The organism is Sedimentitalea todarodis (assembly GCF_032595355.1).
GTDB classification, from domain to species: Bacteria; Pseudomonadota; Alphaproteobacteria; order Rhodobacterales; family Rhodobacteraceae; genus Sedimentitalea; species Sedimentitalea todarodis.
The window spans coordinates 1-13,622 of sequence record NZ_JASMWN010000007.1 but is presented as its reverse complement, the minus strand read 5'-3'; the positions used below and the strand labels follow the sequence as shown (position 1 = coordinate 13,622).

General features: G+C 57.7%; 10 protein-coding genes. 4 read left to right on the top strand and 6 right to left on the bottom strand.

The window, feature by feature from the left end:
• The first annotated feature begins 158 nt into the window (after positions 1-158).
• Entirely contained in the window at positions 159-2,276 is a 2,118-nt protein-coding gene (locus QO231_RS10705; RefSeq protein WP_316775944.1) for a V-type ATP synthase subunit I domain-containing protein, read from the top strand.
• Positions 2,277-2,383: 107 nt separating this feature from the next.
• On the opposite strand, the gene QO231_RS10700 is transcribed toward QO231_RS10705, so the two are convergent.
• From QO231_RS10700 to QO231_RS10680, 5 genes are read right to left on the bottom strand one after another with little or no spacing between them, the layout of a single operon-like run.
• Positions 2,384-4,093 carry a hypothetical protein gene (locus QO231_RS10700; protein ID WP_316775942.1) on the bottom strand — a complete coding sequence of 570 codons (1,710 nt, stop codon included), beginning with the start codon at positions 4,091-4,093 and terminating at the stop codon, positions 2,384-2,386.
• Positions 4,090-4,482, bottom strand: coding sequence for a GtrA family protein (locus QO231_RS10695; RefSeq protein ID WP_316775940.1), 393 nt, complete (start codon positions 4,480-4,482; stop codon positions 4,090-4,092). Before QO231_RS10695 ends, QO231_RS10700 begins: the two co-directional genes overlap by 4 nt.
• A 10-nt stretch (positions 4,483-4,492) precedes the next feature.
• Positions 4,493-5,335 carry a class I SAM-dependent methyltransferase gene (locus QO231_RS10690; protein WP_316775938.1) on the bottom strand — a complete coding sequence of 281 codons (843 nt, stop codon included), beginning with the start codon at positions 5,333-5,335 and terminating at the stop codon, positions 4,493-4,495.
• Positions 5,332-6,282 (bottom strand): glycosyltransferase family 2 protein, encoded by a 951-nt coding sequence (locus QO231_RS10685; RefSeq protein WP_316775936.1) that lies wholly within the window; start codon positions 6,280-6,282, stop codon positions 5,332-5,334. The genes QO231_RS10690 and QO231_RS10685 overlap by 4 nt, the downstream gene beginning before the upstream one ends.
• On the bottom strand, positions 6,279-7,022 hold the full coding sequence (locus QO231_RS10680; RefSeq protein WP_316775934.1) for a class I SAM-dependent methyltransferase: 744 nt from the start codon (positions 7,020-7,022) through the stop codon (positions 6,279-6,281). The genes QO231_RS10685 and QO231_RS10680 overlap by 4 nt, the downstream gene beginning before the upstream one ends.
• A 1,007-nt stretch (positions 7,023-8,029) precedes the next feature.
• Here QO231_RS10680 and QO231_RS10675 point away from each other — a divergent pair.
• From QO231_RS10675 to QO231_RS10665, 3 genes are all read left to right on the top strand, one after another.
• Positions 8,030-8,941, top strand: coding sequence for a Hint domain-containing protein (locus QO231_RS10675; protein ID WP_316775932.1), 912 nt, complete (start codon positions 8,030-8,032; stop codon positions 8,939-8,941).
• A 415-nt stretch (positions 8,942-9,356) separates the two neighbouring features.
• Complete coding sequence (locus tag QO231_RS10670) at positions 9,357-10,613, top strand: tetratricopeptide repeat protein (RefSeq protein ID WP_316775930.1); 1,257 nt, start codon at positions 9,357-9,359, stop codon at positions 10,611-10,613.
• Between the two features lie 71 nt (positions 10,614-10,684).
• On the top strand, positions 10,685-12,388 hold the full coding sequence (locus QO231_RS10665; protein WP_316775929.1) for a glycosyltransferase family 32 protein: 1,704 nt from the start codon (positions 10,685-10,687) through the stop codon (positions 12,386-12,388).
• 214 nt (positions 12,389-12,602) lie between these two features.
• On the opposite strand, the gene QO231_RS10660 is transcribed toward QO231_RS10665, so the two are convergent.
• Positions 12,603-13,331: a transposase gene (locus QO231_RS10660; protein WP_316775927.1), complete on the bottom strand. Its 729-nt coding sequence runs from the start codon at positions 13,329-13,331 to the stop codon at positions 12,603-12,605.
• Positions 13,332-13,622 lie beyond the last annotated feature (291 nt).

Sequence of the window (13,622 nt, the reverse complement as noted above, 5' to 3'; positions counted from 1 at the left end):
GTTTTGAAGGCCGTAAGCCTCCGGAAATTTGGACAATCTCGTGTAGCCACTGCCCGGCAGCTGCGATCATCGGTCCGGGCACATCCAGAAGATTCTACCGGGGGTTCGAAATTTCTGATAGTCTTGGTTGGTATCCAGAGTGCTTAGAAGGTCTCGTTTTGAACAAGCATCTCGTCATCGTCGTGCATGGCATAGGAGAGCAGATCGCGGGTGAAACCGTCGATGAGTTGTGCACGGCAGCAACGACGAGGCATCCCGATGGCGATGAGGAACACGGAGAAATCTCCTCCACCGAGATTTCGTTGGCGGAAGCGGACCATCACAAGGATAATCGCAATCTGAAGCTCTTTCCCTGTCACATCCGCCGGGTGAAGTCGAAACCCACAGACAGCAATCAGGTCGCGGATGAAGCCGTATTCGCCGAAGTCTTCTGGGCGGATCTCTCTCCAGCGCCGAAGGGGCCAATCTGGACGTTCGTCGACTTGCTCAGCATGATCCTTGGCCTTGGGTATCTTGCGCTCGACAACGTTCATAACAATCTGGGCAAGGCGGGCAGAATAGGCAAATTATCGGTTCATGCCTTTGTGTGGCTCTTTTACCTTTTGATTGCACCGCTGAATGCGCTCTTGTTGATCGGCGCGGGGTTCCTCCTCATCGATATTGTCGCGCCAATCGGTTCGGAGGGCGCGATTGCCCCGCGCAAGCTGCTGCTCATGATGGGTTTTTTCACGGTCCTGACCGGCGCAGTGATGCAATCATCTGCATTCTGCGGAACATATCTCCTGCGGCTTTTCTGGCGGGGCCTCCTCCTACTCGGGCTTTTGACGATCCTCGCGGCGCTGGCGTCGAATTCTTCGCTTGCGGCCAGCATTTGCGGAGGCGTACCGGAGAACGACGAGGATCTGTTCTATGTCTCTTGCTTTATTGCCAATACCGTACAGGCGTTGGGAGCGGTTTGGGTCATGACCATCTTGCTTTCCTTCTTAATGATCGTTGGTGTTCTGATCGGTTTCGTCGGACGCTTTTTGAAATGGCTGAAGAGAAAGCAGCATGCACTCAGGCATCGGGCCAATGACGCGGGTGCAAAGGACGACACCGCACAGGCCAATCTACGGCAACTGATCTATCCGGGGATCAGTGCCGCGATGCTCGTGCTTTGGATGATCTTCAGTTCGGCCTTCTGGGTCGGGTTGCAGAAGCTGGTTGAACAATCCACCGATACCGTCAAGAAAATTCAGGGCCCGCCCACGGACGGAGATGGCACGCCAAGACCGTTTCTTTTGGCAGAGATTTTCAAGGATCATCTCGAACAAGCGCTTGGTACGCTTGGTTTCGCGGCGTTGGCGCTGGTGGTGATTCTGCTGATGATCGGTATCGTGCTCTTTTTTCGCCGAGTGCTGAGGAACAGGACCGCTCCGTTTCTCAGAAAACTGTTTGTTGACCGGCTCATCCTGAACCTGCTCCTGGACATCGCTTTCATTGCGTCGAGCCTGCTGTTGATGGTGGGTATCGTGATACTGTTGTTCGGCGGTGCAGGAGATCCCGAAAACTGTGATCTGGGTTCCGATCTTTGCGCTGTCGTTGTCGTATGGACAGAGGTTCTGGACGCCTACTTCGGTATCATTCTCATGGGTATTCTGGGGGTGGCGGCCCTGATCTACTACTTCAGCGAATTTGTGGGGTCCGCTCTTGGCATCGCCCGTGACATCATCGCCTATTCGATCCGCAATCGGTGCAATTTCACCGGCACACTAGAAGACAACTACCCCCAACGCGCCCGGATCGAGGCCCGTTTCTCGCGGGTCGTCAACCATATGCTGGACACGGAGACCTTCGATCATCTGACGGTCTTCTCACATTCACAGGGCACCGTGATCGCGACGCGCAATCTGTGCGAGGATCGGGCTTCAAAAACTGGGTTGATGGCAAAAATCAAAGATGTTTCCGGCGCGAAATGCCTGATCACCATGGGTTCGCCGGTCACGCATATCTATCTTCAATATTTCTCGGCCGACTTCGGGATAACCCGCGCAGATATCCTGCCGGATTTTAGGTGGCACAATATCTATCGCAAAGATGATTTCGTCGGCACCACAATAGACTTCTTGGCGACTCCTGACCTACCCTGCCAGAATAGCAACAATGCCGAAACAGGCGTAGACAATCGATCTGCGGGGTTTGGGGGCCATACGGGCTATTTCACGGACTATTTGGTCTGGCAAGAGCTGTTGAAGACCAATCTTTTCCAGCTCTTTCGAAAACCTCGATCCTCATGAAGGTATTGCAGAATAGGATGCCAATTTGCTGGACTGTTCTCTTAATGCGCCGTAGCCCAGCCGACGTACAACTGTATGCCCTCGCCTTGCCTGAAAGGTGATCGCATTTAGCTCGGCGCGGGCTTCGTGGCCCAGATCTCGATCGTCTCCTGTACATACGGCTCGAACAGGTCGCCGCAGTATTGATAGGTGTCGCGCAGGGGTCTGTACTGGTCAGGCAAGGCGCCGTCCACGCCCTGTGCCTCGGGTGTCAGGGCGATGACCAGGCGGTTTTTCGGCTGAGCCTGCAAGCGTGGCAGTAAGGCGTGCAGCTGGGCAATATTGTTTAACCAGGGCGACAGCGGCGGCGTGGCCTCAAGCAGCAGAGCGAGGCCGGGCACGTTGTATAGGCCCAGGTAATCGGTGCCCGCAGCGATCTCGCAGGTGTCGCGCGCAGCACTTAATTCGGCCAACATCTGCGTGGTTTTCGGATCAAGCCTGAGTGTGCCAAGGCCCGCAACAGGGGTCGGTTCGGTCTGGCCGGTCAGCGGCGCGGCGAGGTGATAGGGATCGCGGGTATAGCTGCTGAGCACTTGCACCGTGATCAGGCCAAGCAGGATGGCCGCAGTCGATTGCCGGGCAAAGGCGTGGGGCGCGCCGGGCGGCGTGGATGTGGCGATCAGGACGGCCAGCACGCTCCAGCCGCCAAGCGACACGATCACCTGCGTGAACAAGGCGTTGCCGGTCCCGATCGCGACGCAATACGGCAGGGCGAGCAGTCCAAGGCACAGCAGCGCCGGTCGGGTTGCGCGCGTCCAGTGCCGGGTGCCGAGAATGCACAGGACCAGCATGATGATGAACAGGGCCTCCATCTGGTCATGATAGCTCGACCTGCCACCCAGATAATGCTTGTTGTCGACAATGGACACGACCAGCGCCAGCGGGATCAACACCGCGCTCCACCAGCGCGGCACGACCAGGAACAGCAGCACGAAGGCCAGCGCGGGCGCGAAACCCATGATGGACTCGCCCATGGATGTACCCATGGTCGCGGCATAGCGCAGCAGGCGTGTGACGATAGGTTCGGACTGGACGATGCGGAACAGGGCAAACCCATCGCGCAGGCTGTCAAGGACCGGTGGTTCGGCCGGTTGCACCAGGTAGAATACGGCGAGCGTGGCCACCCCGCCAAATCCGATCATCACCAGCAACAGCCATTTGCGCCCGCCCGTCGCCAGCGTCAGCAAGAGAAGCGACGCCAGCACGCCGGCGCAGACCCCGGCAGAGGGCTTGTTCAGGAACCCGACGGCCAGCGCTGCGCCGGCGAGACTGGCCAGCAAGAGGACGCGCCCGGTGCCTGGCGATTTCGGCACGCATAACAGTGCAAATCCGACCCCCGCATAAGCTCCGGCAGCGGCCAACAGGTTATAGGACGGGCTGGGTGCGATGGTTGACACGTATAGCAGCGCCCCAACCGCACCCGCTGCACAGATCGCGGCCCGTGTCAGCGGCGTGGATAGCGTCAGCCCCAGTTCATCTGCCACCCGCAGTGCGCCAAGCCCAAGTACGCTTGCCGACAGCACCAGGATGCCCATGCCGATCAGGCGAAAGCCCTGCAAGGACTGAACCAAACTCCACAGGGGAGCGAGGATCCAGTGCTGCGCCGAGATATAGAGCTGCACCTTGTCCGGATGCTTGGCCGACAGGATGTAATAGGCCTCGTCGGTGATGTCAAAACCCCGGTCCGACGCCCAGATGACCGCAGCAACCAGAATGGCGCCGCAGGCAAGTGCCGCACAGGAAAACAGGAATACGCCGCGCCTCGGAGCCGATGTCATTTGCCAACCCCGTTCCGGCGCAGCGACCACCATTTTGCGGTCGAGAAATTCACCGCGATGATGGCCGGAATCAGGGCCACTTGCGACCAGAAAGGATCATACCCACCCAGTTCGACCAGCGCCGTCAGAGCCGCGACGTTCATCGCGACCGAGGCCGTGCCTGCAGTCAAGTACTTCACAAAGCGCCTGCCGAAATTCAGCGTCGGTTCGGGGCGGAACACCCACAGGAAATTCAGCACGTAGGTCAGGATATTGCCGAGTACCCAAGAAATCAGCAAGGCCGCGATATAGGGCAGGCCAAGCAGCTTGAGCGTGCCGGTGAACACCAAGAACGTAAAGACAAAGTTGATCGCGCCGACGACCAGAAAGCGGGGGAATTCGGTCTGCATGACCATACCGTCACGCGCCGGACTTGCGGGCGACGACGATGAGGGTGCTGCCGAAGGGTAGGGACAGGCCCATCCTTATCAGCGCCTCGTCCAAGCGCATGATCTTGTCGAACAGCCAGTTGACCGGCCGCGGGAAGCTGACGCGAGCTAGCAGGGCCTGTGCATCATCCGTGGGGGCTGCGCCCGATATTGACCGGTCCAGCAACCGCGAGACAACAACCAGCGGAAAAAGGAAAAAGACCTGCGAGGTGACACGCTGGGGTTCGAACCCGACGGCGATCAACTTTGTCAGCAGGTCGGCTCTGGAATAGCGGCGCTTGTGGTGCACGATTTCGTCAAGGCGGCTCCACAGAAAGGCATGTTGCGGCACGGACATGATATAGGTGCCATCATCGCTCAGCATGTCGTGGATGTTGCGAAATCCCGCTTCGTCCTGCTCCACATGTTCCAAGACATCAAAGGCGGTTATGATATCAAATTGCCGGTCCAGCACGCCCTGGGTCACGTCGAACTGGATGAATTCGGCCCGGGGCTGGCGTTTCTGCGCGATTTTCAGTCCGGACAGGTAAATCTCGGACCCGGTGGCGGACAGGCCGGGCATGTCGATGATCTTGCCCAGAAAACTACCTGTGCCGCAGCCGATATCCAGTAAGTTGGCGCGACCGAGACGGGTGACATCCTGCTGGACCAGCCAGCCGAACAGGCGATTGCGCGAACGGACCCAGAAGCTGCGCTCGACCTCGGCATCGGTCACCTCGAACGCGGCATCGGGGTAATCGGCATAAGACTCGGCGACATCGGGGCTGTAGCAGGCGATACCATTGACGGTCCGGGCAGTCAGAACGCGGGTCACTTTAGAACGTCCCGGATCACATAGTTGGGGCGTTTGCGCACCTCTTCGTTGATGCGCCAGATATATTCGCCGATCACGCCCAGCATCAGCATGATCAACCCGCCGATCATCAGAATGGCGATCATCAGCGGTGCCCAGCCTTCGAACGGGGCATTGCCCGCCGCCCAGGCGATGACGATAGAGATCGAATAGAGGATGCCAAGCAGGAACGTGGTCGCGCCGATGAGCGTGATCATGCGGATTGGCAGGAACGACGCATCCAGCATCGCATCCATGAAGTTCCGCAGTTTCTTGGTGAAATTGTACTGGGATCTGCCGACGGTGCGCTGGCGCCGCTCGTAGGGGATGAAGCTGGTGCTGTATCCGGGCCAGAGTAAATCGCCCTGAAAGAACCGGTGCCTGCGGTCCATGGAATTGAACTGATCCATCACCACGCGGTCCATCAGCACGTAGTCAAACCCGCCCTTGGGGATTTGGGGCACCGCCGTGCGCATCATCCGGTAGGCCGCGCGCGACAGTACCTTTGAGGCCCACGGATCGGCCCGGTTGGTGCGATAGCAGATCACGATTTCCGACCCTGCGCGCCAGCGCGTCACCATTTCGGGAATCAGGTCAACCGGGTCCTGAAGGTCGGCCGAGATGTTGATGACCGCCTGTCCGGTGGTGGCGTTGAACCCGGCAAGCATCGCTGCCATCTGACCGAAATTGCGGGTAAAGGTGATCACCTTTACCGCCGGATCGCCATCGCGGATCTGGCGCAATTCGTCCAGCGAGCCGTCGGTCGAACCGTCATCGACAAAAATGATCTCTGGCTGGTAGTCCGCCAACGGCCCGGCAAACAGCGCGCTGATCTCCGCATGGGTCTGGGTCAGTGATCCCTTGTTCTGATAGACCGCAACAACGACCGAAATGATCGGCAGGTCGGATTTCGCCGCGTCTTTCGTCATTCACCGGCCTCGCACATCAGGAAGATGCTTGAACACAGATCCGGATAAAGCTGACCAAGCGCATAGCAGCCATCCAGATACTCAGGTGAGATGATGTCGGTGTTCAACAGCCGGTCCCATTGGAAATTTGCGAGCGCCTTGAAGAATATCCCCGAGCGATGCACCACGCGCAGACCGGCGGCGGCGGCGTCGCGTTCCAGTGTATCAAGACTGTAGGTGATGCGATGCCCATGCTCGGCCTCACCGGGTGTGATCGCGTCATTATGCGAGACCAGCCCCATCTTGACCGCGATCTGCCGCGACGGTGCGTTGGCGTTCGGACACACGAGGAAGAAGCGGCCGCCCTCTGCCAGCCATTCGGTGTTCACGCGGCGCAGGACACCCACCGGATCGTCCAGATGTTCCAGCACATGGGTCAGGATGATGTTGTCATAGCGTTTGGGCAGCGTGATCGTCTCAAACATGCCTTCGTGAAACTGCACGTTGTCTGGTATGATCTCGCGGGCCTGCTCAATCGCCTCGGCCGAGGCCTCGACGCAGCTCAGATCATCAAAAAGCGGCAACAGGCGTCGGGTGAAATCGCCCTTGAAACTGCCAAGCTCCAGCGCAGAGCCGGGGCGTAGAAATGGTGCAAAGGACCGCATCATATATTTGTGCATGACGTCGAAATCGAAGTCATAGGCGTATTTACGGTCTGTGTTGTCCTTGAACTCTGCGTCGTAGTCACGAGTGTCTGACATTCCGCCTCCGTCTTGCTTTTGCAGTGTTGTTTCGGTTTTTTGCTTTATTAGCCACCAACGAACGTGATGTACACGGGCACCGTGAACTAAACGCACAGCATCCGATGCTGTACGAAGGGGCAGCCTGTGAAAATCCGACCCTGGTTTCCTTTTTCATCGCCACCTTCTTCTTCCAGATGCGATCGCCCACGCAGTCTGGCTGCATTTCAAAATTCCACTGAGCTGCGGATGATCAAATGTCTGTTGGCCGCGCGCGGTATCATCCTGTCGCATCAGACGATGCGAATGTGGGCAGGGAAACCCGGTGGTCAACTTGATAGTATCTGGTATCTCGATGAGGGTGAGAGCGTCCCGGAAACAGGTCAGTGGCCTGTTTCGCCCAAACGCCCGGTGTCCCGGACCCGATCACGATGCGTGACAAGAACCATTGGCTGTGGCGGGCAGCATATCAGGGCGGGCTTCGCCTGAGCTGCGCGTGGCTCCACTCAGCCAACGCTACCGTCGGAGTTACACCACGTCCCGGGACACAACCGTGCAGATATTGGGATCGTCTTGAAACGGCTTCACCGTTTGATACGCATCTTGGTTGCCTCAATAAGACTGATTCGGGTCCTTTCCGGTGGTTGAACGCATGTCGGGCAACAGGTGAAAATGGGTTCAACAACCTGATTGGAAACAATTAATCGTAACACTGGCATCCCGCCACCGCACGCTATTTCAACCCTTGACACTCTAAGTCTGTTCTGTGCTCAACCTCCGGGAGTTTCACAGGCGAGATCAAGAAACACGCTTAGGTCGTGCGTCAGATGTACGATCAACCATAGATCGTTCCGACTGCCCGGATCGGACCACAAAGCAGCGTAATATCGCTCAAAGCGCGTTCCTGCAAGAATTCGTGGTTCAAAATCGTTGCTCCGCCATCTTTGGTGGAAATAGGCTTCACTACCCCTCCAGTAAATTGAGGAAGCCGGACCAAAGTATAGTCAACGTATCGAGGAGACGAGCATATGGCCGAATTTGAATTCAATTTTTTTACCTTTATCACCAAGGGGTCCGAGGGGACGCCGAACGAAGTGGGCGTCCAAAACGACGCGAGCGCATTCGATGCAAGCGTGACAGACAAAGACCCCAACAGCACCACGTTTGAAGTCGGTGACAACCTAATCACCAATGGAATTCCCACTGGTTCGGGAGCTTTCGCCGGAACCGTCACCTTGGGTGGAGAGACCTTTTTGCTAATTGAGGGTCCCGACTCCACTTATCTTGGCATTGCCTCAGTTCCTGACCCGAGCAATTTCGACGTTGGCGAAGCGACCTTCCCAGAGAGCGCGATCAATACAGATCCAACTCTTGTCTGCTTTGCGGCTGGCACACTGATCGCAACGCCCGGTGGCGAAACCGCAGTTGAAGCGCTCAAGATCGGCGATACGCTGCTGACACAGGACGGCCGCACCGTGCCGGTCAAATGGATCGGTCGCCAAACCGTGCACAAGATTTTCACTCCGGCCGAACGCTTCGTTCCTGTCCGCGTGACAGCGGGTGCATTGGGCGGAGGTCTGCCACATACCGACCTCGTGGTGACCGCCGATCACGCGCTGATCATCGACGACCTCGCGATCAATGCCAGCGCGTTGGTGAATGATACCACCATCACGTCCGAGTCGATCGACAGTCTTCCCGACCGGGTTACCTACTACCACATCGAGACAGAAAACCACGACGTGGTCCTCGCCAACGGCACACCGACGGAAACCTTCGTGGATTACATCGGCCGTCAGGCATTTGATAACCATGCGGAATACGAGGAACTCTATGGTCCCGAACGGGCCATCACTGAAATGAACCGCCCACGCGTCTCCGCCAAACGGCTGCTGCCACCGCAGATCCGGGCGCGGCTGGCCGGTCGGATAGCCGCCTAGACACTGGCACTGGTGACAGGCTTTGGCATTGCCACTGGCCTGTCGCCGGGACGGCGCAGAACAAGAGTATCGTGGGCGCCGATCAGATAGTTCAAAATATGATCCCGATGGGAGAGCTACCTGGCCCGACAGTTGAATCGGCGGAACGTGAAAAGTTGGTCTGCACTGCTGTCCATTGCCATTCATTTCCTGCGATATTGCCGAGCGCTGCAACGCCCCTGTCGAAATGAAACCCTGAATTGAGTCGGTGTTTGAGCAAGCGGCCCGACTGCAAACATCGCGTGAGTGGTGGCTCAGACGTCGAAACCGACATTGGTGCCGAGACGACGCCGATCAATGCGTCAGATGATCCTCTGGCCACCTCTCCCATTGGATGCAAGGTCCGGGACGACATCTGCAGTGCCTGGCTGATTGGATGGTCTCTTGGTTCATCGGCACCGGCGAATGGAAAGTCGACATCGAAGTGAGTTCGGACGAGACCACATTCAGTAAGGACGCGCTGCAGAACTGTTTGTTGGTCGCGCGCAACATGTTGCTGCCCCCTAACCCGGTCAGAAGCCGCGAGAATGCGGCGCGCATCGCAGTTGCAAAGTGTTTTCAGGCAATCGGCGAGTCAGCGCAAGCAGATGCTTTGTATGCTGCGGTCCTGGAAATCAATCCTGCGCACAAGAAAGCACTGCGGGCGCGGGTTGATGCCGCTCTTGCCGCCGGGCGCGCGAAAAAGGCCATTTCTTGTATTGAGAACGCGCTAGCCGTGCTGCCGGGAGATTCTGACCTGGAATCCAAGTTGGCCATCTTGCTTCGACAGATGGGCCAGAAAGCAAAGAAACGGAGCCTTGCCAAGAACCCGCCGAAACCCGCCAAGGAAATCCTTCGCAAGGCACGTGATTTCTTTGCAATAGAAGAATACATCGCGGCCGAAGAGAACTTTCGTCAGCTTGTTGCCATTGACCCAAAACAACCCGCTGGCTGGACAGGCCAGGCAGATGTCGCGCTGGCAACCGGGCAACCGTCATTGGCCGTGACGCTGTGCGATCGGGGCCTTGAAAATGTGCCTGGTGATGAAACCCTCGTCCTAAGACGCGCGTCCGGGTTGCGGCGCATGGGCGACACCTCCAAAGCGGTCGAATTTCTGAGCGGGTTTTTCGCGCGCAACCCAACAAGTCGAAAGTTCAAGATCGCTCTTGCACGATCATTTGCCGCCTTGGGAAAAACTGAGGATGCGCGGGCAATCTATTCCGAGATACTGAGAAAATCGCCAGGGAGTCGGCGGGCATTGACCGGGCGCGCTGATATCTTGTTGGCCTCGGGCGACCTTGGTGCCGCTCTTGCTGCCTGTGAAGAGGCGCTGACGCATTTTCCCGATGATCTGGATCTGTCTGAAAAACAGGCAAGAATACTGGTCCGCGCAGGAAGGCACCAAGATGCACTGACCATGCTGCATAGCTTGAAGCAGAATACTCAGGCCGGCCCGGCGCTCGATCTACAATTGGCAGAGGTACATCTTGCATCAGGCGATCCCGGCACGGCGAGAGAGCTGTTTCAAAGTGTCCTTGCCGCAGATCCCGAGAACAACAGGGCGATCTTGGGGCTTGCCGAAATCGCCGAACAAAGCGGCGAGATCGAAGACACGCTGGAGATGCTGGAGCAAGGCCTGAAAGCGGGGAGTTGAGGCATTTGTCATCGGAACCAGACATCGCCGTTCAGAAAACCCGGGACGAACCACAGACGTATGACCCGGACATGCTGCTCAAGTATTGCGAAGTTTGCCTGCGCGCGGGCATTCCGGATCGTGCCCGACCGTTCTTGCGAAAGATCACCTGGATACCAACTGATTGGAAAGCTCAACAGTTAACGCGCTTGCTGGGCGTCGCCGAAAGGATGGGAGAGCACGGCTTGGCGGCCTTGGTCCTGCGGGCGGCACTCGCAAGGAAGAGCATTCCATTGAAATTGGCACGGCATTTGTTGCGCCTTGCCAAGTTCAACGGCGATATGGACTTTGCAGTGAACATGTCTGATGTCATTGCGCGCAAAGTACCCCGCTCCGCCCGATGGGAGTTTGAAGTTCTTGCGAATTCGTTGCTGTTTGGACCAGAAACGGCTCTAGACAAAGTGAAAGAGCAACCGAAGGCGCGGCGAACCCCCAAGCAGGCTTTGGCACTTGCCCAGCTGCTACTATTTGCAGGCGAGCGGCGAACGTTGCTGCGCTACCTGCGATTTTGCCGAATCAAATGGCCGCACTCGCTCGCCTTTGCCAGGCTGCTTGTTCAGGCGTACGGACGGTTCGGCGAACCGCAGAAGGCGCTCGATCTGCAAGATGAAATCGAATGCACCTGGCCGAATGCCGATCTGAGACGGCAACGGATCGAGTTGTTGATCGAAAACGAAGACATCAAGGCCGCTCTCACGCTTGTTGAAAATTCTGACAATTCTGCCATCGGATCGCGGGATGCCAAGCAATTGCTACGTTTGTACATTTCGACCGGGCGGTTTGAGGACGCCATGGCGCTCGTCCCTAACGTGGCTGCTGCAACGGGGCGAGGAGAAAAATCGGTTTCGCAATTCCGGGCCACCCATGTCGGTTCGATGTTAAATGAAGCGCTTCTTTTTCAAAGCGCCGGTGGCGACGTTCAAGGCAAGGACCCGACAGCCGATCCCCGGGTGCTGACTGATCTGGCGCGGCAATACTATTTCCCAGCCGCCCGGATGCTTGATGAATGGCAATCGCGGCAGCCCGCACCGGTGGCGCCACCAAGCCTGGAGCAGGATATACCACAGCGCATATTTCAGTACTGGGATTCCAACATTGTCCCGAGGGATGTCAGCAAGCTCATGCTGAGTTGGCAGAACCACGACCGGTACGAATACAATCTGCTGCACCGCAATGATGCGATCTCGTTCTTGAACACACATTTTGGCGCCGATCACGTTCGGGCCTTCAAAATGGCGAACCATGTGGCGGAGGAATGCGATTTTCTTCGGTTGTGTCTGCTGTATGCCAAGGGTGGGATGTATGCAGATGCAGATGACAAGCTCATCGATTCGCCGGACAGGCTGAATTCGCTCGGCCGTGGCATCGTCCTGTTTCGAGAGCCCTTTGGTGCGATCTCCAACAATGTCATGCTTGCCAGACCTCGGCATCGGCTCGTTGAAATTGCGATAGACATGGCGCGAGACTCATTGCTTTCGCGTGAGAATGATACCACCTGGGCGAAGACCGGGCCCGGGCTGATGACCCGCGCAGCCGCATTGTACATCCGCGAAACCCCGAGCGAGGTGGTGGCACGGGACTTTAGTCTTCTGCCGCGTCATGTCTGTCGTCGTCGCGTCCAGATACATGTACCGCTGCCCTACAAAGCCACCAAGGCCTATTGGAACGACCATGATGGGCAGGCGCCTGAACAACTCGTGAAAATTCTCGGGGACGCACTGAACGCCGGGACCTAAGGCGTTTCTAACGAAACCTGAGTCGCCTAGCGCTGTTTGAAATCATACAGACCGTGTGAAAACCCGGTTGGGATTGAGTTTTGGGCCGCGTTTTCATTGAGAATAGTCTGTTTCGAATGGTTGTGGCGATCCGGAGCTCAGACGGGGTTCTCGCGGGTCTCCTGGCGTTTCTGAAGGCAAATGTGGGGCCAGTCTTTGCAAAGTGGACCAACTGTCAGGCCGATACGGCGGCGATCAGCGCTGGAATACCGACGAGAGTGATCGCCCGGCGCAGGTTGTAGGCGATTGCCGTCAGACTGAACTCGGCGCGCACGTTTTCCAGCTTTCGCATCAGGAATGCGCCCTGGCCCATCCACTGCTTCACAGAACCGAACGGGTGCTCGACGCTTTCGCGACGTCGGTCGAGCACCTCGGGCCGCGCGGCCAGACGTGCGGCCATCCGGTCCAGCACCGTTTCGTTCTCGTATCGGGTGACTTTGCGGGACGGAGCCGCCGTGCTTCGCTCCTTGAGCGCGCAGGTTCTGCACGCGACGGCATTGGCATAGTCGAACAAGCGGACCTTATCGCGAACCGGGCGGCTGCGAACACGGCTCAACGCCTCGCCGCCAGGGCATGTGTAGCTATCGGTTTTGGCGTCATACCGGAACTGACCCTTGGTAAAAAATCCTTTGGCAACGGCGGAGCTTCGCTGCGGTTTGGGAACGTAGGGCACGATGCCTGCCGCCTCGCAGCTTTCGATATCCTCGATCTTGAAGTATCCGCGATCGGCTACGGCATCGATTTTGTCGACGCCGAGGGCCTCGCGCGCGGCCTTGGCAGTCTCGGTCAGCAGGCCCAGGTCGCTGATCTTGTTGTGGACCTGCTGCTCCGCGATCAGTTTGTACCTGCTGTCCACCGCAATCTGGATGTTGTATCCGACCCCGATACGGCTGCTGGAGTGCATCGCCCGTGCATCAGGATCGATGAGCGAGATCTGGTCCTCGCCACTTTCGGCGAGGGCCTTGCCATGGGCGTCAAGGCGTGCACGCCGCTCCTGGATCGCCGCGATCTTCTCCTGAAGCCGGTCGACGGTGCCGCCGCCCGGCCCATCATCGTGAATCGCCCCGGGTTTGTCGGAGACCTATAGCTTCATTTCACGCGACCATATCGAGCACGTCGCGCTGTGCATAGAAGTTGTCTTCGGCCTCTGCTGGGGGGATGTTTCCGATGGGGCCGAGTAGACGTCTGTTGTTGA

Coding starts and splice junctions, on each gene's coding strand:
- QO231_RS10700 (WP_316775942.1), bottom strand. CDS start 4,093: ATGACATCGGCTCCGAGGCGCGGCGTATTCCTGTTTTCCTGTGCGGCA.
- QO231_RS10695 (WP_316775940.1), bottom strand. CDS start 4,482: ATGCAGACCGAATTCCCCCGCTTTCTGGTCGTCGGCGCGATCAACTTT.
- QO231_RS10685 (WP_316775936.1), bottom strand. CDS start 6,282: ATGACGAAAGACGCGGCGAAATCCGACCTGCCGATCATTTCGGTCGTT.
- QO231_RS10680 (WP_316775934.1), bottom strand. CDS start 7,022: ATGTCAGACACTCGTGACTACGACGCAGAGTTCAAGGACAACACAGAC.
- QO231_RS10675 (WP_316775932.1), top strand. CDS start 8,030: ATGGCCGAATTTGAATTCAATTTTTTTACCTTTATCACCAAGGGGTCC.
- QO231_RS10670 (WP_316775930.1), top strand. CDS start 9,357: ATGGTCTCTTGGTTCATCGGCACCGGCGAATGGAAAGTCGACATCGAA.
- QO231_RS10665 (WP_316775929.1), top strand. CDS start 10,685: ATGCTGCTCAAGTATTGCGAAGTTTGCCTGCGCGCGGGCATTCCGGAT.
- QO231_RS10660 (WP_316775927.1), bottom strand. CDS start 13,331: ATGCACTCCAGCAGCCGTATCGGGGTCGGATACAACATCCAGATTGCG.